At 64.7% G+C, this 25134-nt stretch carries 20 protein-coding genes; 11 read left to right on the top strand and 9 right to left on the bottom strand.

What is annotated here, in order from left to right:
• Nucleotides 1-234: 234 nt before the first annotated feature.
• Entirely contained in the window at nucleotides 235-924 is a 690-nt protein-coding gene (locus EDE08_RS36085) for a hypothetical protein (protein ID WP_131874391.1), read from the top strand.
• Nucleotides 925-1198: 274 nt separating this feature from the next.
• Here EDE08_RS36085 and EDE08_RS36080 read toward each other — a convergent pair whose 3' ends face one another.
• Nucleotides 1199-1969, bottom strand: a complete 771-nt coding sequence (locus EDE08_RS36080) for an SDR family NAD(P)-dependent oxidoreductase (RefSeq protein ID WP_131874390.1) — start codon at nucleotides 1967-1969, stop codon at nucleotides 1199-1201.
• Nucleotides 1970-2206: 237 nt separating this feature from the next.
• The gene (locus EDE08_RS36075; protein ID WP_061878054.1) at nucleotides 2207-2494 is read right to left on the bottom strand and encodes a hypothetical protein; all 288 of its coding nucleotides are present in this window, start codon (nucleotides 2492-2494) and stop codon (nucleotides 2207-2209) included.
• A 139-nt stretch (nucleotides 2495-2633) separates the two neighbouring features.
• On the opposite strand from EDE08_RS36075, the gene EDE08_RS36070 reads away from it, so the two are divergent.
• The 3 genes from EDE08_RS36070 to EDE08_RS36055 all read left to right on the top strand — a co-directional run bounded on the left by EDE08_RS36070 (nucleotide 2634) and on the right by EDE08_RS36055 (nucleotide 8747).
• Entirely contained in the window at nucleotides 2634-4034 is a 1401-nt protein-coding gene (locus EDE08_RS36070) for a CoA transferase (protein ID WP_131874389.1), read from the top strand.
• Between the two features lie 145 nt (nucleotides 4035-4179).
• On the top strand, nucleotides 4180-5424 hold the full coding sequence (locus EDE08_RS36065; protein WP_131874388.1) for an efflux RND transporter periplasmic adaptor subunit: 1245 nt from the start codon (nucleotides 4180-4182) through the stop codon (nucleotides 5422-5424).
• A gap of 206 nt (nucleotides 5425-5630) precedes the next feature.
• A complete protein-coding gene (locus tag EDE08_RS36055) occupies nucleotides 5631-8747 on the top strand; it encodes an efflux RND transporter permease subunit (protein ID WP_131874387.1) in 3117 nt (1038 codons plus the stop codon).
• 3 nt (nucleotides 8748-8750) lie between these two features.
• Here EDE08_RS36055 and EDE08_RS36050 read toward each other — a convergent pair whose 3' ends face one another.
• Entirely contained in the window at nucleotides 8751-9713 is a 963-nt protein-coding gene (locus EDE08_RS36050) for an amidohydrolase family protein (RefSeq protein WP_131874386.1), read from the bottom strand.
• Nucleotides 9714-9936: 223 nt separating this feature from the next.
• Between EDE08_RS36050 and EDE08_RS36045 the strand changes: the two genes are divergently transcribed.
• Nucleotides 9937-11631, top strand: a complete 1695-nt coding sequence (locus tag EDE08_RS36045) for a COG3904 family protein (RefSeq protein WP_131874385.1) — start codon at nucleotides 9937-9939, stop codon at nucleotides 11629-11631.
• Between the two features lie 99 nt (nucleotides 11632-11730).
• Here the strand turns inward: EDE08_RS36045 and EDE08_RS36040 are convergent, their stop codons facing one another.
• From EDE08_RS36040 to EDE08_RS36030, 3 genes are all read right to left on the bottom strand, one after another.
• Nucleotides 11731-13161: a TolC family outer membrane protein gene (locus EDE08_RS36040; RefSeq protein ID WP_131874384.1), complete on the bottom strand. Its 1431-nt coding sequence runs from the start codon at nucleotides 13159-13161 to the stop codon at nucleotides 11731-11733.
• Nucleotides 13162-13345: 184 nt separating this feature from the next.
• Nucleotides 13346-14125 (bottom strand): enoyl-CoA hydratase, encoded by a 780-nt coding sequence (locus tag EDE08_RS36035; protein WP_131874383.1) that lies wholly within the window; start codon nucleotides 14123-14125, stop codon nucleotides 13346-13348.
• Between the two features lie 143 nt (nucleotides 14126-14268).
• Nucleotides 14269-14940: a hypothetical protein gene (locus EDE08_RS36030; RefSeq protein WP_131874381.1), complete on the bottom strand. Its 672-nt coding sequence runs from the start codon at nucleotides 14938-14940 to the stop codon at nucleotides 14269-14271.
• 290 nt (nucleotides 14941-15230) lie between these two features.
• Here EDE08_RS36030 and EDE08_RS36025 point away from each other — a divergent pair, with 290 nt between their 5' ends.
• Both EDE08_RS36025 and EDE08_RS36020 read left to right on the top strand, forming a co-directional pair.
• The gene (locus tag EDE08_RS36025) at nucleotides 15231-15776 is read left to right on the top strand and encodes a sigma-70 family RNA polymerase sigma factor (protein ID WP_165936377.1); all 546 of its coding nucleotides are present in this window, start codon (nucleotides 15231-15233) and stop codon (nucleotides 15774-15776) included.
• A 2-nt stretch (nucleotides 15777-15778) separates the two neighbouring features.
• On the top strand, nucleotides 15779-16417 hold the full coding sequence (locus tag EDE08_RS36020; RefSeq protein WP_131874377.1) for an NrsF family protein: 639 nt from the start codon (nucleotides 15779-15781) through the stop codon (nucleotides 16415-16417).
• A gap of 16 nt (nucleotides 16418-16433) precedes the next feature.
• Here the strand turns inward: EDE08_RS36020 and EDE08_RS36015 are convergent, their stop codons facing one another.
• Both EDE08_RS36015 and EDE08_RS36010 read right to left on the bottom strand, forming a co-directional pair.
• Complete coding sequence (locus EDE08_RS36015) at nucleotides 16434-17537, bottom strand: DUF2336 domain-containing protein (RefSeq protein ID WP_131874375.1); 1104 nt, start codon at nucleotides 17535-17537, stop codon at nucleotides 16434-16436.
• Nucleotides 17538-17600: 63 nt separating this feature from the next.
• Nucleotides 17601-18758, bottom strand: coding sequence for a GGDEF domain-containing protein (locus EDE08_RS36010; RefSeq protein ID WP_131874373.1), 1158 nt, complete (start codon nucleotides 18756-18758; stop codon nucleotides 17601-17603).
• Between the two features lie 445 nt (nucleotides 18759-19203).
• On the opposite strand from EDE08_RS36010, the gene EDE08_RS36005 reads away from it, so the two are divergent.
• The 4 genes from EDE08_RS36005 to EDE08_RS35990 all read left to right on the top strand — a co-directional run bounded on the left by EDE08_RS36005 (nucleotide 19204) and on the right by EDE08_RS35990 (nucleotide 23555).
• Nucleotides 19204-19773, top strand: coding sequence for a sigma-70 family RNA polymerase sigma factor (locus tag EDE08_RS36005; protein ID WP_028176705.1), 570 nt, complete (start codon nucleotides 19204-19206; stop codon nucleotides 19771-19773).
• Nucleotides 19770-20465 carry a zf-HC2 domain-containing protein gene (locus EDE08_RS36000; RefSeq protein ID WP_131874372.1) on the top strand — a complete coding sequence of 232 codons (696 nt, stop codon included), beginning with the start codon at nucleotides 19770-19772 and terminating at the stop codon, nucleotides 20463-20465. Before EDE08_RS36005 ends, EDE08_RS36000 begins: the two co-directional genes overlap by 4 nt.
• A gap of 16 nt (nucleotides 20466-20481) precedes the next feature.
• Entirely contained in the window at nucleotides 20482-22194 is a 1713-nt protein-coding gene (locus EDE08_RS35995) for a S8 family serine peptidase (protein ID WP_131874370.1), read from the top strand.
• 584 nt (nucleotides 22195-22778) lie between these two features.
• Nucleotides 22779-23555 carry a TIGR03809 family protein gene (locus EDE08_RS35990; RefSeq protein ID WP_131874368.1) on the top strand — a complete coding sequence of 259 codons (777 nt, stop codon included), beginning with the start codon at nucleotides 22779-22781 and terminating at the stop codon, nucleotides 23553-23555.
• A gap of 129 nt (nucleotides 23556-23684) precedes the next feature.
• On the opposite strand, the gene EDE08_RS35985 is transcribed toward EDE08_RS35990, so the two are convergent.
• Nucleotides 23685-25055, bottom strand: coding sequence for a TIGR03808 family TAT-translocated repetitive protein (locus EDE08_RS35985; RefSeq protein ID WP_131874367.1), 1371 nt, complete (start codon nucleotides 25053-25055; stop codon nucleotides 23685-23687).
• Between the last annotated feature and the right edge of the window lie 79 nt (nucleotides 25056-25134).

The raw sequence follows: 25134 nt of genomic DNA, 5'->3' as shown, positions 1-25134 counted from the left end.
GTCAGCCTTCAGGCTATCGCCAGCTGACCAGCCCGGCTCTCGCCGGAGAACGCGGTAACCCGCCGCCAGCTACACCACGCCAGGGGACACGATCTTGAGGGATTATGAACAACCGCAGGAATCGGCCAATCCTGCCCAATGATCAATACGATTTGAATCGAGTCTCTAAGCAACCTGAAAGCGAGGGGTGCCTATCATTCGTAGTGCCCATTTTGACACGGCGGGAGTCAATATTTGCAGCTGGAAGCGCCGCAACGATCGCGCGGCCTCGCCGTCGCCGTAAAGCCGGAGCGAAGGCCCTCCCGCATCGACAGGCTGGGCCTCTGGTTCTCCAAGAGCAGCATGATTGACGGGCTTTGGATCGGGACAACCGAAAGCAAGCCTTACCCGGCGTTGCGCCGCGTGGAAGAGGCGCTCCAACTCATCAAGCGTCACGACACACTCAACTATTCACGTATCTCCCGCAATCTCGATCGAATATGGGTACATCTGCTCCCCAGCGCCCAGGCGCACTATGATCGGTCACTAAACGCCTGCGCCCTCGATGAACGTTACGTTCTCAACGAGACAATGACGCCTGAGCGGATCGCCTCTACCATCGTCCATGAAGCGACCCATGCACGGTTAGACGGATGGGGGATCATCTATGTAGAATCGAGCCGCTATCGAATCGAGGCGGCCTGTCTTCGGCGCGAGCTCAGCTTTCTCAAGAAGCTGCCCGACAGCGGGCTCATGCAGGAGGAAATCGTTCGTACATTGGAGTGGTGTGAAAGCGACGAGACCTACCTTACCGACGCCAGCTTTCGGAGCCGCGAACGCCAGGGCCAGATTGATACATTGCGCTATTTGAACGCACCGGATTGGCTCATACAATTTGCAATGTGGCTCATTCGCAGGCGACGTTCGCGCGTATCCGCCCCATAAGCGTCTGTACCTCTGCGAGGAGAGAAGCGGCGAAGCATCCAGACTGTTCCCCGGAAAGATTCTGGGTTTCTTCTCTCAGCCCGTCATCGAGCCGCGCAACGCGCAATCCGTTGGCCCGCAAATGCCGAGTTTGTCGAGAGATCGCGCACCACATTTTCAGTCGTCATTCCCCGCGAAGGCGGAGAATCCAGTACGCCGCGGCCTCTCGGCTCAATCACAACCGTCTCTGGAATACTGGATCGCCCGGTCAAGGCCGGGCGATGACAGTGTGCCCTCAGAAATTCACCCGGTTCGAGATCGCGCCATCCACGACGAGATTGGATCCCGTCGTGAATCCCGACACGGGGCTCGCCAGAAACACCGCGGCGTTCGCGATCTCCTGGGGCGTTGCCATGCGTCCCGTCGGGTTGCGGCTCATCGCATCCTTGTAGCGCTCGGGCATGTTCTGCTCGATCATCTCCCAGACGCCGCCCTTGAAATAGACCGTGCCGGGCGAGACCACGTTGACCCGGATATTCTTCTTCGCATATTGCCGGGCCAGCCCCTTGGCCATGTGGATCAGCGCGGCCTTGACCGGGCCGTAGGAACTGGCCGTGTCCGCCTGCGCCGCCGCGATCGACGAGATGATCACGAAGGCCGCATCGCCGCTTCTCGCGCCGCTGGCTTCGAGGAACGGTCGTGCGGCATCGAAGGCGTGCACGGCGCCGAGCACGTCGAGCCGGAAATTCTGCTCCCATGACGCGGGATCGCTGCCTTGCGCCATCGCGCCGGCATTGGAGAACAGCAAGTCGACGCCGCCGAGCTCCTTCGCTGCAGTCTCGATCCAGGATTGCAGCGCCGCGCCGTCGGTGACGTCGACCGGGCTGCCGGTGGCCTTGATGCCGCTCGCCTTCAGCTCTGCGACAGTGGCCGCAACCTGATCGGCGTTGCGCGCGCACACTGCGACATTGGCGCCTTCACCAGCCAGCGTCGCCGCAATCGCCCGCCCGATGCCGCGCGTGCCGCCGAGCACGATGGCGTTCTTGCCTTTGAGACCGAGATCCATTGTTGGGCTCCTTTTTGTTGGTCGAGCGCAGTGTAGTCTCGTGTGTGGGGCCGCCGCAAATCCATCGTCCGACCGTCACCTGAGGTGCCGGAGCGTAGCGGAGGCCTCGAAGGGCGACGGCCCGGCTGCCATCTCGGCCGTTCATCCTTCGAGGCTCGACTTGCGATGCGTGGCATCGCAAGCCTCGCACCTCAGGATGACGGGAATGGCAGCGAAAGCATCACCACAATTCCATCCTTACTCCGGCGCCGCCCCCACCGGTGGACCGCCGGGCGGGCGATGCAGGAAGGTCAGCGACGCATAGGCGCCGGCCCAGGAGCCGATCGCCGCGAACGCGACATAGAGCGCGTTATCGGTGTAGCTGATCACCGCGTAGGAGGAGAGCAGGTACCAGACCGCGCTCCAGTTCGCCGCCGGCACGCGCTTGCGCGCGATCACCGCCGAGGTGAACATGACATAGACCGCGTCGGTGGCCGCCGTCGCGATGAACACGGCGCCTGCGGTGAGGGGATCGATGGCGGCCATTGCATTCCTTCTCGTGCTGATGAATGGTCACGAAAATTAGAGCATGATCCGGAAAGGTGTGCAGCCGTTTTCCATCGCGACAAACGCGGACCGCGTTTGCGCGGAGATCATGCTCGAGCTTCAAGGAAAGGCACCGGCCATGCAAAGCCCCGCCGACATTCTGAAGGGTATCTGGACTTCCGCCGGCGGCGATGCGGATCCGCTCGATCGCGTGCGGCTGACCGGCACCCAGGCACAAATCCCATCCTCGTTTCGTGTCGCCGTCGCCGGCCAGACGACGATAGCTGCCGCCGGGCTCGCCGCCGCCGAAATCTGGCGACTGCGCAGCGGTGAGGTGCAGGACGTCTCCGTCGACATGCGCCACGCCGTCGCCGAATGTCGTTCCGAGCGCTATTTGCGCGTCGACGACAAGCCGCCGCCGCCGGCCTGGGACGTCATCGCCGGCGTCTACAGGACCGGCGATGGCCGCTTCGTTCGCTGCCACACCAATTTCCCGCATCACCGCGACGCCGTCTGCGAGGTGCTGGGCTGCGCGGCGGAGCGCGAGAAGGTGCAGGCGGCGTTGATGCATTGGAAGGGGGAGGATTTCGAAACTGCGGCTTACGCCGCAGGCGGTGTCGTCGCCCTGATGCGATCGTACGACGAATGGTCCGCCTTGCCGCAGGCGCGTGCGCTCGCGCAATTGCCGCTGGTCTCGATCGAGAGGATCGGCGAGGCCCCGCCGAAGCCGTGGCCAAAAGGCGATCGCCCGCTCTCGGGTCTTCGTGTGCTCGATCTCTCCCGCGTCATCGCGGGCCCCGTCGCCGGCCGCACGCTCGCAGCGCACGGCGCGGACGTGCTGCTGGTGTCAGGGCCGGAGCTGCCCGCCATTCCCTGGCTCACCATCGATACCGGCCGCGGCAAGCTCACCACCTTCATCGAGTTGAAGAGCGAGTTCGGACGGGCGCAGCTGTGCGAGCTGCTGAAGGACGCCGACATCTTCTCGCAAGGCTATCGCCCCCGTGCGCTCGCTGCCCTCGGCTTCGCGCCGGAGGACGCGGCGCAAATCAATCCCGGCATCGTCTATGTCACGCTGTCGGCCTATGGCTACACCGGCCCCTGGGCCGAGCGGCGCGGCTTCGACTCGCTGGTGCAGACGGCGACCGGCTTCAATCATGCCGAAGGCCAGGCCGCCGGCATCGATGCTCCCAGGGAATTGCCGGCGCAAATCCTCGACCACGCCACCGGCTATCTGATGGCGTTCGGAGCGATGATGGCCAGGGCGCGCCAGGCCCGCGAAGGCGGCAGCTGGCACGTGCGCGTCTCGCTGGCGCAGACCGGGCGATGGTTGTGGAATCTCGGTCGGCTCGACAGCGGACTGAATACCCCGGATCTTACGGGCGAGGCCGTACATGCTGCGTTCATCGAAGACATGCCATCTGGCTTCGGCAGGTTGAAGGCGGTGCGTCATTCGGCAGTGCTGTCGAAGACGCCGGTACAATGGACCCGTCCCGCGATGCCACTCGGCAGTCATCCTGCACAATGGCCTGCGCGAAGCTGACATGAAGCTGACACGTCGCAAAACTTTAACGGCAAACCGCAAGAGGCTCAGCGTTTTTTAGGTTGTTTGAAATCCTAATTCGGCACTATTAGCGCGACCGATGAGGCAATCGTTTGCCGAGATCGTCGCAGACACGACCGGGCCCATGGTAGTTGAAAAGACCAAACGATCGCAGGTGCTTACAAAACAACGGGTGATCGCATCCGTAGTTCTACTCGCTCTTGCCGGTGCCGGTGCCTACAGCTTCCTTTCTTCCGGGCCAAAGCAAAAAAAGCACTCCGAGATCTCCAGCCAGTCGCGCAGGAATGCGCAGACCTTCACGCCGACGCCGTCCGAATGGGCGACGCTGACGATCGAGCCGGTCAAGGCCAAGAGCTTCCGAGCCGAGTATGTCACCGAGGGTAAGGTCGCGGTCGACGAGGACCGCTCGACGCCGGTGTTCTCGCCCTATGCGGGCCGGGTCACCAAGCTGCTGGCCAAGCCGGGCGAGATGCTGAAGCAAGGTCAACCGCTGTTTACGATCGAGGCCGCCGACAGCGTGCAGGCCCAGAACGATTTCATCGCGGCGATGACCTCTCAGAACAAGGCGAAGTCGGCGCTCGAGCTTTCCGACATCCAGTTCAAGCGCGCCAAGGACCTCTATGAGGGCCACGCCATTCCGCTGAAGGACTATCAGCAGGCGGAAACAACCCAGGTGCAGGCGCAGAACGACATGCGCTCCTCGGCGACGGCGCTGGAAGCCGCGCGCAACAAGCTGCGCATCCTCGGCTTCACCGACGAGACCATCAAGGCGTTCCAGGACAAGGGCACGATCAATCGGGAGGTCACGATCTATTCGCCGATCTCCGGCACGGTCGTGCAGCGAAAGATCGGCCCCGGGCAGTACGTTAATTCCGGCGCCAGCGACCCGGTCTTCGTCATCGGCGATCTCTCCACGGTCTGGCTCACCGCCTTCGTGCGCGAGAGCGACGCGGCCGCGGTGTGCATCGGGCAGGACATCACCGTCAACGTGATGGCGCTGCCGGGCCGCCCGTTCACCGCCAGGATCAACTACGTCGCCGCCGCGATCGACCCCGCCACCCGCCGCCTTCTGGTTCGCGCCACCATCGACAACAAGGACGGCCTGTTGAAGCCGGAGATGTTCGCCAACGTCACGATCTATTCGGCCGGCGACCGCGCCGCGCCGGCGGTGCCGAAGCAGGCGTTGATCTACGAAGCCGACAACGTCCGCATCTGGGTCGCGCGCGAGGACAAGTCGGTCGAGCTGCGCAAGATCAGGATCGGCCTCATCAACGGCGACCTCGTCGAGGTCACCGGCAATCTCAAGCCCGGCGAGCAGATCGTCACCAAAGGCAGCCTGTTCATCGACCGTGCGGCCTCCGGCAGCTGATCCAGAATGAATGTTGACGTGAATCAGGTCACGCACGGGCTCGCGTCACCTCGCCCCGCTTGCGGGGAGAGGTCGGATTGCATCGAAGATGCAATCCGGGTGAGGGGGACTCTCCGCGAGTCCAACTCTCGCCGTCCCTGCGGAGACTCCCCCTCACCCCAACCCTCTCCCCGCAAGCGGGGAGAGGGGGAAGGCCGTTGACCTGAATGGATCGTCTCGTTGCCTTTGCCGTCGACCGGCGCTTCCTGATGGTCGGCATGTTCGCCGCCGTGCTGATCGGCGGCCTCATCGCGTTCAACCAGCTCAACATCGAGGCCTATCCCGATCCGACCCCGCCGATGGTCGACATCGTGACGCAAAGTCCGGGCCTGTCGGCGGAGGAGATCGAGCGCTACATCACCATTCCCATCGAGACCCAGGTCGCAGGTCTGAAGAATCTGAAGACCATCCGCACCATCTCGCTCTACGGCCTCTCCGACGTCAAACTCCAGTTCTCCTTCGCCTACACCTATGAGGAGGCGTTGCAGCAGGTGCTGAACCGCCTGGCGCAGCTCGCGCCGCTGCCGGGCAACGTGCAGCCGCAAATCTCGCCGCTCAGCCCGATCGGAGAGATCTTCCGTTACCGTCTGGTCGGCCCGCCCAATTACAGCGTGCTCGACCTCAAGACCATCCAAGACTGGATTCTCCAGCGCCGTTTCCGCGCCGTGCCCGGCGTCATCGACGTCACCGGCTGGGGCGGCAAGAGCAAGACCTACGAGCTCCAGGTCGACTTCAACAAGCTGGTCGCCAACGGCCTGACGCTGCCGCAACTGCTCCAGGCGGTCGGCAATTCCAATGTCAATGTCGGCGGCAACACCGTCGATATCGGACAGCAATCGGCCGTGGTGCGCGGCGTCGGCCTGATCCGCTCGATCGACGACCTCGCCAACACCATGGTGGCGCAGACCGGCGGCAATCCGGTGCTGGTCAAGGACGTCGCAACCGTCACCGTCGGCCAGAAGCCGCGTCTCGGTATCGCCGGCCTCGACGACGACGACGACATCGTGCAAGGCATCGTCCTGATGCGCCGCGGCGAGCAGAGCGCGCCAACCATCAAGCGCGTCCACCAGCTCGTGCAAACCATCAACAACTCCAGCATCCTGCCGCCGGGCGTGCGCATCGAGCGCATCTACGACCGCAAGGACCTGATCGATCTCACCACCCACACCGTGCTGCACAACATGGTGGTCGGCATCCTGCTGATCGTGCTGTTGCAGTGGATATTCCTCGGCAATCTCCGCAGCGCGCTGATCGTCGGCGCCACCATTCCGTTCGCGCTGTTCTTCGCCGTGATCATCCTGGTGCTGCGCGGGGAATCGGCAAACCTGTTGTCGGTCGGCGCCATCGATTTCGGCCTGATCGTCGACGCCACCGTCATCATGGTGGAAGCGATCTTCCGCCGCCTGACGCAGGCGACGCCGATCTCGGAATCCGAGCACACGTCGCCCGAGATGCTGTTCGGCATGAAGAGCCATGCCATCCTCAGCGCGGCCGCCGACGTCTCGCGCTCGATCTTCTTCGCAGCGGCGATCATCATTGCGGCCTTCCTGCCGCTGTTCACGTTGTCCGGGGTCGAGGGCAACATCTTCGGGCCGATGGCCCGCACTTATGCCTATGCGCTCGCCGGTGGGCTCCTTGCGACCTTCACCGTCACGCCGGCGCTGTCCGCGATCATCCTGCCCGCGCATGTCGAGGAAACCGAGACCAAGGTGATGCTGATCCTGCACCGGTTGTACTCGCCGCTGCTGCATTGGGCGGTCGCCAATCGCAACATCGTCCTCGGTGGTGCGGTCGGCCTCGTGCTGACGACGGTGGCGCTCAGCCGGCTGCTCGGCCTCGAATTCCTGCCGAAGCTGGAGGAGGGCAATCTCTGGATCCGTGCCACGCTGCCGCCGACCATCTCGCTCCAGGAAGGCAACAGCTACGTCAACGAGATGCGCAAGGTGATCCGCGCCCGGCCGGAGGTCGAGTCCGTCGTGTCGCAGCACGGCCGTCCCGATGACGGCACCGACGCTGCCGGCTTCTTCAATGCCGAGTTCTTCGCGCCGCTCAAGCCCGTGAGCCAGTGGCCCGGAACGCACGACAAGGAAGAGCTGACCGCACAGCTGCTCAAGCAGCTCGACGACCGCTTTCCCGGCGTCGAGTTCAACTTCTCGCAGTATCTCCAGGACAACGTCTCCGAAGCCGTCTCCGGCGTGAAGGGCGAGAACTCGATCAAGCTGTTCGGCAGCGACCTCCAGGCGCTGACCGACACCGCCAACAAGATCAAGTCGGTGCTGGCCACCGTACAGGGCGTCACCGACCTTGCCGTGTTCACCTCGCTCGGGCAGCCGACCATCCAGATCGACATCGACCGCGCCAAGGCCGCGCGCTACGGCCTTGCGCCGGGCGACATCAACGCCACCATCAAGGTCGCAATCGGCGGCGACACCGCCGGCGACCTCTACGAGCCCGGAAGCGACCGCCACTTCCCGATCATCGTTCGCCTCGCGCCGGAATACCGCCGGAGTGCCGAGGCGATCCAGAATTTGCGGATCGGCGCGCCCGGGCCGAACGGTACCGTCACGCAGATTCCCCTGAGTGAGGTCGCCACCATCAGCCTCGTCTCCGGCGCGGCCTATATCTATCGCGAGCAGCAGGAGCGCTATCTGCCGATCAAGTTCTCGGTGCGCGAGCGCGATCTCGGCAGAGCCATCCGCGAGGCACAGGACAAGATCGCCGAGCAGGTGCAGCTGCCGCCGGGCTCGCACATGGAGTGGGTCGGCGAGTTCGGCAATCTCCAGGCCGCGATCCGGCGGCTCTCGATCGTGGTACCGATCTCGCTGGCGCTGATCGGCGTGCTGCTCTGGTTCAATTTCGGCTCGATGACCGACACGCTGCTCGCGATGAGCGTGATTCCGATGGCGATCTTCGGCGGCGTGCTGGGGCTCTTGATCACCGGCACGGCGTTCAGCGTTTCCGCGGCAATCGGTTTCATCGCGCTGTTCGGCATCGCCGTGATGGACGGCATCATCATCCTCTCGCAGTTCAACCAGCTCATCGAAGGGGGCATGGACCGCATGAGCGCAGTGGTCCGCACCGGCGAGCTTCAGCTCCGTCCCGTGCTGATGACGTGCGTCGTCGCGGGCGTCGGCCTGTTGCCGGCGGCGCTGTCGGAAGGCATCGGCTCGCAGGTGCAGAAGCCGCTCGCGGTCGTCGTCGTCACCGGCATGATGCTGGCGCCACTCGTGATCCTCGTGACCTTGCCGGTCCTGATCTCGTTCTTTTCCCGCCGCGCGCGCTGACCGTCAGAACCCGTAGAGTCGCGCCGGATTGTCGACCAGGATCTTCTTGCGCACGTCCGCATCGGGCGCCCACACCGGAAGCTGATTGAGCAGGCGGCCGTCGTCGATCTGATAGAAAGGAGCGATGTCGGTGGGCTTGCGTCCCTCGACGCGGCTGGAATCCGGATGCGGCCAGTCGGTGCCCCAGACGATGCGGTCCGCATTGGCCGCGATCAGCGCGCGGGCATAGGGCACCATGTCCTGATAGTCGGGTGCGAGCTTCGACGAGCGATAGGCGCCCGAGATCTTCACATAGGCCTTGCCGGACTCGAGGAGTGTGATCAGGTCGGCGAATCCCGGCTGCTCCAGCCCAAATGAGGCCTCGAGCCCGCCGAAATGGTCGAACACGGCGGGCACGGGCGATGCCAGCACGAGATCCTTGATCGCCGAGATCATCGCCGGCGTCGTGTAGAGCTGCACATGCCAGCCGCGCGCTTTCACGCGCTCGACGGCTCTGGTGAAGCGGGCGCGGCCGACATTGGGGTCGTTGATGCTCCCGGTCGCCAGATTGATGCGGATGCCGCGGAAGCCTTCCGCCTGCATGGTATCGAGCTCCGCTTCCGTGGTCTTGTCGTCGATCACGGCGACCCCGCGCGCGGTCGCGCCACGCGCCTTCATGCCGAACAGGGTGGAGGAATTGTCGGTGCCGTAGACGCTCGGCGTCACGATCACCACGCGCTCGATATGCAGCGCCTTGTGCAGCGCCGCCATTTCTTCGGGGCTCGCAGGCTCCGGCGTATAGACGCGCCCGGCGAAGAACGGAAATCTCTGGGGGTCGCCATGAATGTGGGTGTGGCAGTCGCAGGCATGCGCCGGGATGTCGAAATTGATCGGCGTTGCGGGTTGCGCCGCACGGGCGCGGGCTTTGCTGGTCATGGCTACTCCGGCGGCAAGGGAGGCAAGCAGGACGCTGCGTCGGTCGAGCATGGCTTCTCTCCCGTTTCGTTGTTTCGAAATGGTTCTGAGACAACGACATATCAATCGTGAAGTCATTCCGAGTAACACGTATGCAAGGGCAGCAACCCCACAATATCGAAAGATTCTACACGGGAAAGTTGCAGTTTCGGAGCCGTCTCAAGTATAGTTGCTCTTCGGGGGCGAAATGGGCGATTGGTATCTTTGGGATGGTGATGGAAGCCAGTACGGTCCAATGGACTGGGACGAGCTGGGCATTCGCATTCAGCGTCAATCTAATCCAAACCTCGTCAGGGTTTGGCGGGACGGCTTCGGTGGTTGGAAGACGATTGAAGAGGCGATGGCCGCAACCGGCGCCGGCTGGCCCGGCCCGGTCGAACGGGAAAGCGTCGACCAAGCCGTACAGACACAGTTGCGGCAAAACATCCTAGCGAAACACTGGAGAGGCGAATTTTCGCTTGGCTTTTCGTACTGGATCGTCGGTATCGGCAGCAATCTCGTTGTCGCCGTCATCATCGGTCTGGCAGGTGCCTTCAGTCGGGGGACATACAATCCAACCGGCATCTTCCTGTTCTATGTCTTGCTTTGGTCGTTCATCGCCTCCCTTTGCATCTGGCAATTCGTTGGCGTTTGGCGGTCCGCTCGACGTCGCAAGGCCGAGCGTGCGGCGATGGGGAAGCGCGCGGTGTGGGCCTGGGCTGCTCAAATCATGGTGTGCCTCGGGACGGTGCAGAGCCTCGTTGCCGTCGTCAAAATCGCAATCCCGCAGATCGCCGAGGCAACGAGTATCGCGTTCATGGATGATCCGCGGATACCGTCTTATTCGATCAGGCTTCTGAACAACGGCTCGGAAATCGAAATTTCCGGCGGTATCAAGTTTGGTCTCTCGACCGATTTCGAGAAACAATTAAACGCATCACCCGGCGTGCGGACCGTTCACCTGGACAGCAACGGCGGCCGAGTCGGCGAAGGTGAGAAGCTGAGCGCCATCATCCGGAGCAGGGGTCTGGACACTTATGTCGAGGCCAACTGCATGTCCGCCTGCACGCTGGCGTTTGTTGCCGGCCGTCAAAAGGTCTTGAAAAGGGGCGCTCGACTGGGTTTCCATCGCGCGGCGTTCGCTGGCAGTGACAGCGTCGACGATGGTGCCGAGCGTTCGATCTACAGGGCAGCCGGAATAAGCGGTCCTTTCATAGAGCGCGCGTCGCTCACGCGGCACGAGGACATGTGGATCCCGTCAGACGCTGAATTGTTGGCGGCCGGCGTTGTGACCAGAGTGTCAAGCGGTGATGAATATGCGCGCGGCGGAGGAGGAAGGTTCACGCGACACGATTTGGACAAGGCGCTTCAGAATTCTGCGTCAATGTACAGGGCGCTGAAGCAGGCCCAGCCGCAAGCGTACGACGAGATGCTGGAGATCGTCACGCGCGGTACGTCGACAGGAATTGCACAAGCCGAACTGACCGAGCAAGTTCGTGCCAAGGTGGCCGAGATCATAGGCAAACTGCTGCCCTTGGCGGATGATTCCGTTCTGATCGATTTTGGAAAGCTCGTCATCGACCAGTACACCGCAGTTGGAGCGCAGGACGGCGCCGCCTGTTACAGATATGCAGCGGGACTGCCGGATCAAAATCTCGTCAAACTGATTCCGGCGCACCTGGCAGAGCGCGAGTTGGAATTGAACGCGCGAATTATCATGTCGGCGCGAAAGCGCCCTGATCGCGTCGGTAACGATCAGTCCTGGAAGAAGATACTGGCAGGCCTCGATCTGAGGGGATATACGGCCAAAGACCTCGAATTGTTGAACGGAAAATCGATTGGTGCCGCGGACTACACGCGCTACTGCGACGTCGCAATAGCTCTGTACCGTGAGATCACGAGCCTCCCTCCGGCAGAGGCCGCAGGCGTGCTTCGTGAGTACCGCTCCTGACGCTGCTTATCGTCAGCATGCAGGGAGCTTGAGACCTCGATTGCACGAACGCGGGCGGCTCTGCGAGGCCTGGGATGCGGATATGCGCCGACGCGATCTCTACTGCCCCGATGGCGTGCGCAGGCCGTGCCAGGCGTCGCGTACCTGATGGTAATGCACCTCGGGCAGGTAGTCCGGCGTGTTCAGGTTCAGCGTCTTGACGTCGAGATGGCCGATGGCGCTGAGCAGCGTGTAGGAGGCGATCACGCGGTCGCGTTGCGCGCCGATGAGGCGGGCCTTGGCCTGGATCAGATCGGCTTGCGAGTTCAAGACGTCCACGGTCGTGCGCTGTCCGCCGGACGCCTCACGCTGCACGCCCTGGAGCGCGACGGTCGCCGCCTTCACCTCGGACTCCGAGGCCGAGACCGTGACCTTGGCACCTTCATTGGCAACCCATGCGCTGACCACCGCCGTGCGCGCCTGGTTGCGCACCTGGTCGAGCACGAGCCGGCTCTGTGCCGTGATCTCCTTGGCCTGCCGGGTCTGTGCCGCAGCCTGACCGCCGTCGTAGATCGGAGCGGTGACGTTGGCGACGATCGAGGCCTGGTCTTCGGCAAAGGTGCCTAGCGTCGGGTCGTTGTTGCGGCTCTTGCTTGCGCTGCCCTGGATGCTGGCGCTCGGCAGCAGCGTGCCTTCGGCGATGCGGATGTTGGTGGAGGCGACATCGACGTCGAAGCTTGCGGCCATCACCGCCGGATGCTGGCGGATCGCCATCGTCACGGCGTCTTCGCGGCTCTTCGGCAGATAGCGGTCGACGGCCTCGGCGGGCCGAAGCTGCGATGGCGCGTTGCCGATCACCTGCGCATAGGTCGCCTGGCTGACGGCGAGAGCGACCTCGGCCGCGTTGAGGTCGGCAAGGCCGCGGTTGAGACGGGCCTCGGCCTGCGCGGTGTCGGTCGGCGTGACATCGCCTGCGTTGAGGCGGCGCTGGGTGACCGAGAGTGTTTCGCGCAGGAAGGCGACGTTGGAGCGCTGCGCCTCGACCAGCGACTGGTTGGCGAGCACGTTGGTGTAGGCGGTGACCGCATCGAGCAGGACGCCCTGGCCGACATTGCGCAGCGCCTCGCGGCCGGACTGCACTTGGAGTTCGGCGGCCCGCACGCTGTTGGCGGTGCGGAAACCGTTGAACAGGGTCTGCGTCACTGTGACGCCGATGATCCAGGGTTTCAGGTTGGCGGTCTGGATGGTGTTGTCGGGCAACAGATTGCGCACCGATTGAAGGCCGGCGCTGAGGCTGGCCAGGATCTGCGGCCGGTAGCCGGCAAGCGCCTGCGGCACGTTCTCGTCGGTCGCGCGCTGGCGCGCTCGCTCGGCATTGAGCTGCGGGTTGGTCTGGTAGGCCTTGGCCAGCGCCTCCGGCAGGGCCTCGGCCCAGGCGTTAGAGGGGAGGGCGCAAGAGAGCGCCAGCGTGGCCCATGTCGCAAACGCGGGACCCACGCCCGATCGATGCCGCGTCACCCCGCGACCAGCTCTGGCGATACGCCCAATCATATGTTCCCGCGAAATTCCCGGCTGTCCGCCCCCGCCGACGGCGGTCCTCTTAACTGTTAAACCAGCCGAGGTCCCGCAGGCAAACTGCCGCGGGGGAAACCCCCATGAAATCCGTGCTTGTTGCAGCTCCGTCACAGCATTCTGCGGGAACTCGCAGGAGCTTACGCCGCCTGACCGGTTTGCCTTACCGGTTCTTGTTCACCGGCTTGCGCTTCTCGATGAACGCAGCCATGCCCTCGGAGCGGTCCTCGAGCGCGAAAGTCGAGTGGAACAGGTTGCGCTCGACGCTCATGCCCTCGGCGAGCGTGGTCTCGAAGGCGCGGTTCACCGCTTCCTTGGCCATCGCGGCCGCAGGGCGCGACATCGCGGCGATCTTCTCGGCTGCCGCCATCACTTCGTCCATGAGCTTGTCAGCGGGTACGATGCGGCTGACGAGGCCCGAGCGTTCGGCTTCCGCCGCATCCATCATCCGGCCGGTGAGGCAGAGGTCCATTGCCTTGGACTTGCCGATCGCGCGTGTCAGGCGCTGGGTACCGCCGATGCCGGGAATGGTGCCGAGCGTGATCTCGGGCTGGCCGAACTTTGCGGTGTCGGCAGCGATGATGAAATCGCACATCATGGCGAGCTCGCAGCCGCCGCCCAGCGCATAGCCGGCAACCGCCGCGATCGTCGGCTTGCGGCAACGCGCGATGCGGTCGCCGCCGATCGCGGCGAAATCCTCCGAGAACATGTCGATGAAGCCCTTGGGCTGCATCTCCTTGATGTCGGCGCCGGCGGCAAAGGCCTTATCGTTGCCGGTCACGACGATGCAGCCGATGGCATCATCGGCCTCGAGATCGTCGACCGCCGCGGCGATCTCGCGAAAGACGCCGAAAGAGAGTGCGTTGAGCATCTTCGGCCGGTTCAGCTTGACGATGCCGACCGCGCCTTTGCTTTCGACGATGATGTGTTCGAACGTGCTCATGCTCCACCCACGCTTTTGATTGGGTGGGCAATGTGCCCGCTGGCGCGATGGGCTTCAAGGGGCTGTAGGCCGCCGGAACGCGACGACGGGCGCGTTCCGGAAGAGGTCCGTCAGGCCGACTCGGGCCGGGAAGCGGCCGGCAATCACGCCATGAGCATCCGCGCGGCGGACGCCAGCGTCAGCAGCGTGCCGACGCCGATGAAGATCTTGCCGATCAGGGAGCTCTGATCCCAGGCCGAGCTCTGGTGGCTGCTTGCCATCACCGGCGCAGGCCGCGGCTGAGCCTCGGTTGCGGCAATCACCGCCTTCTGGTCGGGCGTCTCCTGTTGCAGGGCGCGATCGATGTCGTTGAGCTGATCGGGTGCGACGACCTGGCTTTCGGCCGGCGCGACGTTGGTATTATCGGCTGCAGCCTGGACATTGTCGTTGGCGCGGTTCGTCATCGCGGAGGCGGCAGCCGCAGTCGGCGTATCCGTGGCGAGCTGCGCGTTGGCATTGGCGACCTCCGGCGGCATCTGGCTCGACACCGGCACCTCACCGCCTGCCTTGTTGTCGTTCTTGTTGCCGTTCCTGGCCTCGTCAGCCCGTGCCGCGGCGCCCTTCTTGTCGGCCTTGTCGTCGGATTTCTGCGTCGTCTTGCTGCTGCTGGTACGGCGCGAGTCTTGCCGCCGGTGCTTGGCCGTGTCGGCCTGCTGGTCCGCGCTGTCCGCTTTATTGCTTGCGGCCGAATTCGGCGCCGCTTGCGCAATGCCTCCGAACAGCAAGAAAAGCCCGGCCAAGACAATCAGGGCCGCGCGTGCGCTGGCTTTCATCATGTTGACGATCTCCCCAATTCCGCCCGTCCCGGCAGCGAACAGAGACCCCGCGACGTGACGACAGCGGGGCAGAAAATGGGAATCTTCGGGCTAGAGCCGGCAAAAACGGGGCAAACGGCTCCTCGCGGCCGGCCGCCCGATGCGGAACGCGCCGATCGGTGTTATGAGCCGCCCCAGAGATGTTTACGGCCGCATCGGTCGCGAGGTTCCGGCTTGATCACGAATTCGTGATCTTTCCGGCACCGCGTAACAAATTGAAAGAGCGGCCGAATTGCTTGGTGAGGGCGCGCGTGCGCGGACGTGAGGACGAATGGACCGGCCTGATGCGGTCGGCCATGGCTGGCGATGACGCAGCGTATCATCGCTTGTTGAAGGCAATCACGCCGGTGCTGCGCGCTGCCGCGAGGCGCGGGTTGGCGCGGGCAGGTCAGCCTCCCGACCAGGCCGAAGATATCGTGCAGGAGATTCTGTTGGCGGTGCATTTGAAACGGCACACTTGGGACAGCGAGGCTCCCTTCGCGCCCTGGCTGTTTGCGATCGGCCGCAACAAGCTGATCGACGCGCTCCGCCGGCGCGGCAAGCGCGTGTTCGTCAACATCGACGATTTCGCCGAGACGCTGCCGGGCGAGGTGCCGCAGGAGACCGCGTCGGCCGGCGAGGTCGCCGCCCAACTGGGCACGCTGCCGCAGCGTCAGCGCGACGTGCTGCAATCGATCGCCGTCGAGGCGGCCTCGATCAAGGATACGGCGGCGAAGTTTTCGATGAGCGAGGGTGCGGTACGGGTCGCGCTGCATCGCGGACTTGCGGCGCTGACGGCCAAACTGCGGGACCATTAGTCATGGACACCGATCAACTCATTCGCTCGCTCGCAGCCGACAACGCGCACCGCGCTCCACGCGTCGGCGCGGTGCTGACCATGGCGCTGCTGGTGGCCGCGCCGTTTTCGATCCTGTTTTTTGCGACATTCCTCGGCGTGCGCGCCGACGTGATGAGCGCCATGCAGAACCCGTTCTTCGACATGAAGTTCGCGGTGACGCTGTCGCTCGCAATCCCCGCGATCATCATCAGCCTGCATTTGTCGCGTCCCGAAGCCCTGCTGCGCGGATGGGCCTGGCTGCTGCTGCTGCCGGTCGGGCTGCTGGCGGTTGCGATCGGCAGCGAGGCGATGATGGCCCCGGCCATGCCGATGACGATGCGCTTGATGGGCAAGAACTCCAGGATATGCATGGTCGCGATCCCTGCGATGTCGCTGCCGCTGCTTGCGGGAGCGCTGTTCGGCCTGCGCCACGGCGCGCCGTCAAGCCCCGCGCTCGCCGGAGCGCTTGCCGGGCTGGTGTCGGCCGGCCTCGCCGCGACCCTCTATGCCTCGCACTGCACCGACGACTCGCCCCTGTTCGTCGCGACCTGGTACACGCTCGCGACCGCGCTGGTAACGGCGATCGGCGCGCTGGTGGGATCGAAGGTCCTAAGATTCTAGTCTAGATCCCGCGGTTTCACTCCGCCGGCGTCGCGCCCAGCTGCATGCGGTGGAAGCGCAGCACCTGCTGCGCGGTCGATGGGCGCAGCGCCTCATAGCTGTCGCGCAGCGTCAGAATGTCGGTCTGCGACCCGCCGGACAGCTTCTCGCGCATGGCGATGATGGCGCGCACGCTCGACCATTGCATGCCAGCGACCTTGGCGAGGATCATCACGCCTTCGGTACGGCTCTCGATCATCATGGTCTCGGCCGTCTCGACCGCAACGCCCGCGAGTGCAGCCAGCCCCGCATTGGTCTCGTCGAACTTGCCCTGCTCGGCGAAGGTCGTGACCTGGAACTCGTTGAGCCGGCCGTCGTCGTGCAGCGATTTCACCAGCGCGCGGGCCAATTCGGTCTGCTTCGTCATGGCGGCAGCGCGAACCCGTTGGGCCGCTTGCTGGACTACGCTCGCGACTTCATCCGCAAGCTCGGGATGCGCGGCCGCAAGCTTCCTGCGCACGCTCGAGGATGCCTTGGCGACCAGCCTCAAATAGTGATGGCGGGGCAGGTCGGGCCGCAGGCCGATGCAGCCGGCGAGGTCGTCGTCGCGCTCGGCGCGGATGACGAGCTCGGTGAGACTTCCCTCGGAAAGCCGCGCGCCCGGATTCCTGACGGTCGACTGCACCACGTCCTCGTTGCCGCGCGTCACCAGCACGTCGGTCAGTGCTTCCGACAGCATCCGCCGCAGCGAGATCGCCTTGAGATGCGCCTGGCCCCTGGTGCGCGCGATCTCGAGCAGGGTCGCCTCGTCCAGCCGTTCCGATTTCGACAGCACCGGGCCGGAGACCTCGATGACCTCGTCGAGCGCGAGCGTACGGATGATTTTCGGCGGCGCAGCCGCGATCGGTGCGAGGCGTTCGGCAAGCAGCGCTCTGGCCGACGTCTCGATCTGCCCGATCAGGCATTGGAACACGTCGTCGAACACGCGGATGTGGTCGTCGGAATAGTCCACTGCGTTGCCCACGAAGAGATCGGTGACGCGGCGCAGCGTCTCGACCCGGCGCGCAACGGTGCCGTGCGTGAGGGCAGCCTGTAATTCCTCGAGCAGGTTTTCGGATGGTCTTGCGGATCTGGATCTCATTGCCCTGTCCTGGAGCGTTCGGCCCGGCAACGGCTTCTGCCGCGCCGGGAGAAAATGGATTGGTCAGCTCGTCACAATGGAGTTGCGCCCTTGCGCCTTGGCGGAATAGAGCGCGCGGTCGGCGCGCGCGAGAAACGTGTCGGCAGTATCGATGTCGCGCAGCGTCGCGACGCCCGCGGAAATGGTCACCCGCATGCCCGGAGAGAACGCGCTCCAGTCGAGATCGGCGACGATGCCGCGCAACCGCTCCAGCATGCGCTGCGCGGCGTCGCCCGGCATGCCCGGCAGCAGCAGCAGGAATTCCTCGCCGCCGTATCGGCCGAAACTGTCGGCCGGGCGGATGTTGGCGAAAATGGTGATCGCGAAGGTGCGCAGCACCTCGTCGCCGACGGGATGGCCGTAGGCATCGTTGATGCGCTTGAACCAGTCGAGATCGATCAGCGCGATCGCGCACGGCGTGGATGCCTGCCGCGACTTTTCGATCTCGGCGTCGAGAAGCCGCGTGATGCAGCGGCGGTTGTAGGCGCCGGTGAGTTCGTCGAGCTCGGCGAGTTCCTCGATGCGCTGATAGGCCGCCTTCAGTTCGATGCTGCGCCGGTACAGGATCTTGCGCAGAGTCGCGCCGAACAGGCCGAGGAAGGCGCACTGGCCGATCACCAGCACGAAGCAGAGCATCGAGGCGGCTCGCTGCAGCCGGGTCGTGACCGGCAGTCCGATCGGCAGGTCCGATCCCAGGAAAACCGCGGCGAGCCCGCAGGTGGCAAGGCCCCAGGTGAGCATCGCCTGCCGCGACGTCATACGCAGCGTGCCGAACGCGAAGATCAGAAACAACACGGCCAGGAACGCGACCCCGACGGTCGGCACCGCGAGCAGGAACACCAGTTGCACCGCCATATGCGCCGAGATCTGATAGACGGTGAGGTAATGATCCTTGAACCGGTCGCCGAAGCCGGCTTCGGACAGCACCGTGAACGTACCGATGATGATGAGGCCGCCGATCCAGAACAGCGACGGAACGCCCATCGAGATCGTGCCGTCATAGGCGTAGAGCAGCAGGACCGAGGCGCCAAGCGAGTAGCTCGCGACCTGGCCCATATACATCTGGCGGCGCTGCCGGGCCCGGCGCGCCCTGACTTCGGGGGCAGTCGTCTCGGGCGCGAGGACGAGGTCCGCGGCCTCTGCGGCATTCCTCTCGGGAAAGGACGTCGCGGCCGTGCTCATGGTCCCGCCAATGGTCGATGTCAGCGCAAAAATCTACGTGGCAAGCCTTTAGGTTTGGTATCCTTTGGAACCGAATCCGAACCCTGCAGCACGGAACAAGATGATCAGCCATTGCGCGATCTTACCGGCGATCCATCGTGTGCGATGCGGTCGAGCCAAAGCCGGGCTTGGCGCGACAAACCTGGTGCAGGGCTGCTATGGAAGGCTGCTATGGAACCGGACTAGGCTGGCGCCTGTGCCGGAAACGCCGTCCGCAGGGAAAGTATCTCAGTACTATGTTACCGATTTGGATTGAGGCCGCTGACCGCCGCGGACGGGACGATAAAAGTGCGCCTGTGTGGGGTAGCTCACACTGGCCCCCGGATGATTGCGGTAGTTTGAACAATTTTGCCTTCCCCGTCGAACCGCCCGCCGCATCGACCCGACCAACTTTGCGAGACGGCCATTGAGTGTGACACAAGCGGCTTCCGACGAGGTCCTGATCGCCAGGATCGCCCAAGGTGACCGGCTCGCCATGCAGGTGCTGTACGGGCGGCACCATGTCAGGGTTTACAGGTTCGGACTGCGGCTCGTGCGGGACGAGCAGGCGGCGGAAGACCTCATCAGCGAGGTGTTTCTCGACGTCTGGCGTCAAGCCGGCAAGTTCGAGGGCCGATCGGCGGTTTCCACCTGGCTGCTGGCAATCACCCGATTCAAGGCCCTGTCTGCGCTCCGGCGCAGGAAGGATTTCGAACTGGACGAAGAAGCCGCGAACGCGATCGAGGACACGTCCGACGATCCGGAAACGGTGGTGCAGAAGAAGGACACCAGTGAGGCGTTGCGGGAGTGTCTGACGGGCCTCTCGCCGGAACACCGGGAAATCGTCGATCTCGTCTACTACCACGAGAAGTCCGTGGAGGAGGTGGCCGGGATCGTCGGAATTCCCGAGAACACTGTGAAGACGCGCTTGTTCTATGCGCGCAAGAAACTGGCCGAACTGCTGAAGGCAGCCGGCGTTGAGCGAGGCTGGCCATGATGGCGTTGAGCAAGAAGATGCTGGAGCAAGAGCCCAGTGAGATTGAACTGCTGCTGCCGTGGCACGCCGCCGGTACGCTGAGCGCGCGCGATGCGCGCCGCGTCGAGGAAGCGCTGGCGCGCGATCCCGAGCTTGCCAGGCAATATGCCGTGATCCGCGGCGAGTACGAAGAGACCATCCATCTGAACGAGAGCCTGGGGGCTCCGTCGGCGCGGGCGATGCAGAAGCTGTTCGCCGCGATCGACGCTGAGCCGGCACGGGCGAGCGCCTCGTTGCCGCTGTCGGCGCGCATCTCGACCTTCTTCGCGAGCCTGTCGCCGCGCACGCTGGTGTGGTCGGCGGGCCTCGGCGCTGTCGCGCTCGTGCTGCAGGCCGGAATCATCGGCGCCGTGCTGATGAGAAACCAGCCGGCGACCTTCCAGACGGCTTCGCTCTCGACCAGCGCCCCGATCACACGCGAATTTGGCAGCACGGCCGCGCCGGCGCGCGCACTGGTGCGATTCACGCCGGAGGCACGCGTCGCCGACATTACCGCGCTGCTCGACAGCTATCAGGCTTCGATCATCGGCGACGCCAAGGGCGGCATGTTCCGCCTCCAGTTCGACAAGGCGATGAGCCAGGACGAGCTCGCCTCGCTGCTCGGCAGGATGCAGCGCGAGAAGTTCGTCAACCTCGCCGTCGCGGCGCCCTAGGCGCGCCGCTGGGCCGATGACGGGCAATTCCGACAGCAGGGTGCGTGCCGGGGCGTACGCTTCGTCCATCGGAGCCGCCCTTCTGGTCGCCTCTTGTCTCGGCGTCGAGGTTGCGCAGGCGCAGGCGATCATGCGTACGCCTACGATCAGCGTTCCCTCGCGCACTCCGACGATCTCCCCGAGCATTGCCCCGCGGGTCAACCCGACCCTATCCGCCAGGGCGGTGTCGGTCGACCGCGGCCCGCGTCCGATTACGACCGCCCGGATTCCTTCGGCGCGGATCGGATTGACGCCGGTGTTGCCCTATGCGCGCTACTCCCCCAACCTCTATCCGGCCTGCGCCGCGCCCTATCGGTCTGCCGACGGCGAATGCCTGGCACAGGCGAACGCGGGCGGCGAGGGCAGTGGAAAATCGGGCAACAAGAAGAGCGTCCGCAAGGGGCGCGGCAACAACACGCCGGTCGCGGTGCACCAGCGCAGCTTCGCAGGCGAATTCGTCGCCGAGATCGACGGCAGTCTGTCGGCGACCGAGGCCGACCAGCTTGCGCGTCGCCACGGCCTCGCGCGCGTCGCATCCGAGAATTTTCCGCTGATCGGGGCGACGTTCGGCCTGTTCCGCATCACCGACGGCCGGCCCGCCGAGACGGTACGGCGCGAGCTCGCGGCCGACGGCAGCGTGCGCTCGGTCCAGCCGAACTTCCGCTACGTGCTCCAGGACCAGAAATCGTCCGTACCGGTCGAGGGCGATCCCGCGCAATATGCGCTGGCAAAACTCCGCCTGCCGCAGGCGCATGCGCTGGCGCATGGAGCCAACGTTACAATTGCCGTGATCGACTCCGGCATCGACGCCAAGCATCCCGAACTCGCCAATTCCGTCGCCGATCATTTCGACGCGCTCGGCAGTGCCGAGGGGCCGCACGTCCATGGCACCGGCATCGCCGGTGCCATCGTGGCGCATGCCCGCCTGATGGGCAGCGCGCCCGAGGCGCGCATCATCGCCATCCGGGCCTTCGGCGGCGCCAACGGCGGCGCCGAGAGCTCGTCCTACATCATCCTGCGGTCGCTGAACTACGCCGCCGAGCACGGCGCGCAGATCATCAATATGAGCTTTGCCGGCCCGAAGGACGCGATCATCGAGCGCGCGATCGCGGCGACGGCCGCACGCGGCCTCGTGCTGATCGCGGCCGCCGGCAATGCCGGCGCGAAATCGCCACCGCTCTATCCGGCTGCCAATCCCAATGTGATTGCGGTCAGCGCGACGGATCAGCAGGACAGGCTGTTCTCCGCCTCCAACCGCGGCAACTACATCGCGGTTGCAGCCCCCGGCGTCGACATCTTCCTGCCGGCACCCGCCGGCAAATACCAGATGACGTCGGGAACCTCGTTTTCGGCCGCCCATGTCTCAGGCGTTGCGGCGCTGCTCCTCGAGCGCAACCATGCCTTGAAGCCGGAGGCGCTGCGCATGACGCTGGCGAAGACCGCGCGCGACCTCGGCTCCCCCGGACGTGACGACCTTTTCGGCGACGGTCAGGCCGACGCCTTTGCCGCGGTGATGGCGGTGCCCGCCGACAGCGCGACGCCCGTTGCGGCTGCGTCCGGTACAACAAAACGTGAAGATGCCGAGAAGCGTCGCGGCGAGCCCGGCAGCCGTGCAATCGAGCAACCGTCGTTGTCGGGTTCGGACGAAAAGTCCGCGGTTTCTCAGGCAGATAGACCGGCGGCGAGATAGCGGCTGCGACAAGGATGCGCACGGGCCGAAGCTCAAAAAAGCGAACCCTCGCATTGAACGTTCAGCCAGCTGCCACGACCAACTGATGTGGGAGCGGTCATCCCTCCCCATCAGTCATATCAGGCGCGAGCGCCCATCCACCCCAAGCGCCCATATGGCTTGACCCGTCCGGTTGTCCCCCCGGACGGGTCTTTTCTTTTCAGCGCGTTCTTGAGCGAAGTGGACGCCGGTTCGCGGGACGAAACGCATCAAACCAAGAATTCAGAGCGTCGGTTCTGACTCAATCGGAACCAAGGCTTTGGGCATCCGATCTTTCGAAGCTCCGCATTCGTTCAGCTTGCGGTTGAGGGTCGCCACAGCCGTCCGTTGCCGTCGCGCGCGCAACCCACCGCAACTCCGTTATGCTTGTGCGAAGCTTGACTCGAAAACGCAGCAAATTTCCGGAGGACTACGGTATTTGATGACGAATGCCGTGTCGCCGCTGGACAAGTCAAATCTTTTCCACAAAATATTCATGTCGCGTCTAAATTGATTCGTGTGCGTTGCGTCCCCCGCGTCCGTATTTTTTCCTGACGGGCTGGTTCATGACACATCGCCAAGAGTTCGTTCGCGACGCAGCCGCCGGCCGCGCCATCGCGGCGCGCTGGTGCGCTCTCGCCGAACAGCGCCTGCAACATCTCTCCGAGATGTTCGAGACGGGCCGCTGGCGCCGGTATCATTCCGAGATCGAATTCCTTGAAAACATCCAGGAAGCCAAGCGTGCGGTCCAGACCTGGCGCGCGCTCGCAACTGGCGGGGACGTCGCCGAGGCGGCTGCAAGTGTGACGCCCGCATTCGGTTGGTCGCCGGCGACCATGCCCCGCATGGCACCGCGCGAGCAGCAGGCGCAGACCGTCCAGCCCAAGGCCATTCACATCGCGCCTGAGACCGCGGTGGCGGTCAGGCTCGATCGGAAGCCGGGCGTGCTCGCGGAGATCACCGAGGCGCCGATCGCGGCGGTGTTGCCATCCGTCGTGATGGCGCCGCCCACTGCACCGGTCGCGGTGGCTTCGTTTACCGCCCCCGCCGAGATGCCGCCGCTCAAGGCTCCCGCCGCGAGGGCGCCGCTCAGCGCACCTGCCGTGAGATCACCCCTTGCGCCTGCCGCCATGACGCCGTTCACCGCGCCCGAAGTGAGGCCGCCGCTCGCGGTGCCTGCCGCGACGTTGCCGAAGTCGGCGCCTGCGGCGATGGCAACGCTCCTCCCGCAGTTCGCCCCGCCGGCCGAGGAAATCGTCGCAGCCGCCGAGCGCGTCGTCGAATTCACCTTCAGCCTCGACGGCCTCGAAGCCAAATACCCGCTGCTCAGAAACGCGTTCTAAGGCGGTGGGTGAGGCCCGAGCAGAGTCGGCTGCCTCTCTCGCCCCGTCGTCCTGAGGTGTGAGGCATGGGACGTAGCGCGTCCCATAGGGAGTCTCGAAGGAGGTACGGTCCGTCCGCCGGTTACGCGCCTAACGTCGCACCGCATTGCCGCCGACCACAAGCTGCGCGAAGCGTTGCGCCCCTTCGGCCGACAGATCCGACGTCACCGCCTGCGCGTGGTCGAGCCCGACCACGGCGCCGCGTGGCGTTTCCGAGATCATGTTGTTGTTCACGAGCGCGGTGCCCGCGCCCGGCACGACCGAGACCCCGATGCCGGCCAGCGCCTTGCGGATCACGTTGCCTGTGATCGCGACGTCGCGCAGATATTTGCCCCAGCCGGCGACGATGCCGTAGGAGGGCGCATTCTCGATCAAATTGCCGGTGACCGATGTGTCAGCCTCGATGTAGATGCCGACGCCGGCATCGTCGTCCGGTGCGGTGCCGATTGGCCGCTTCGGGATCAGATTGCGGATGATGTTGCCCTGGACCACCGCGATGCGGCCGCCCTCGTTGAAATTGCACACGGAGACGCCGACGGCGGCGCCATCCACCGTGTTGTTGGCGATCACCGCGGCTTCGAACGCAAACTCCGAATAGAGCGCGACCTCGCGCACGTCACTGACGCTGTTGCCGGTGATGTGGATGTTCGAGGCCGAGTTGCCGCGCACCGCCGAATAGTCGCAATTCCTGATGCGGTTGCCGCGCACGATCACGTTGCCGGCGCGAAACGCGTTGATGGCGTTGCCGTACTGGCCGGAGCCGCCGGGACCTGCCTTGATGTCCTCGATGCGGTTGTCGGCGACCAACGTGCCGTCGTCGCCGATCGCGGTGCGCAGGATCTCGATGCCATTGTCGTTGGTGCCGATGATGGTGTTGCGCGAGACGCTGAGCCCCCTGGCGTCGAACGAGACCACCGCAGTCAACGCGATGTTGGTGAAGATGTTGCCGGAGACGTCGCCTGCGACCTGCTCGAGCCAGATGCCGCTGCCGCCCGATTGCGTGATCTGGCAATCCGACATGCGCACATCTCGTCCGCCGAGAACATGGATCAGGCCCCGCCGGGTCGGCAGCGGAATGTTGCCGCCGTCGAAGGTGATGCCGGTGAGGCCGATCGCATCGGAGCCATCGCTCTGGATCATCGAGGCTCCGCCCGTGAAGACCAGCCTGGTCGCACCGCGCACGCCGATCAGTTGCGACCCGTTCGGCAGTCGCAGCAATCCGCTGCGATAGACGCCCGGCGGCAGCGCCAGCGGCATTTGCGCCCGCGCGGCCTCGTCGATCGCGCGCTGCAGCGCGCGTGTCTGATCCTCGCTGCTGCCAGGGCGAACGCCATATTGCGTGGCGTCGCGCCCGAGCAGGGACGTCAGCGGCGCCGCGCGCGCAGCGTCGGCCGGCATGGCGAGCGCGCCGGCGATGCCCGCGGTCGAGGCTCCGATGAGATGACGGCGATTGAGGTCCATAATGCGTCCTCCGGCGGACGCGGGAGGTCCGCAGCGGTTTCGTAGCCCAGCGCGGCGAGGGCCGTGAGGATTGTTCGCG

The sequence above is a fragment of the Bradyrhizobium sp. R2.2-H genome (assembly GCF_004346455.1).
GTDB classification, from domain to species: Bacteria; Pseudomonadota; Alphaproteobacteria; order Rhizobiales; family Xanthobacteraceae; genus Bradyrhizobium; species Bradyrhizobium diversitatis.
This window is presented reverse-complemented; position numbering and strand designations above follow the sequence as displayed.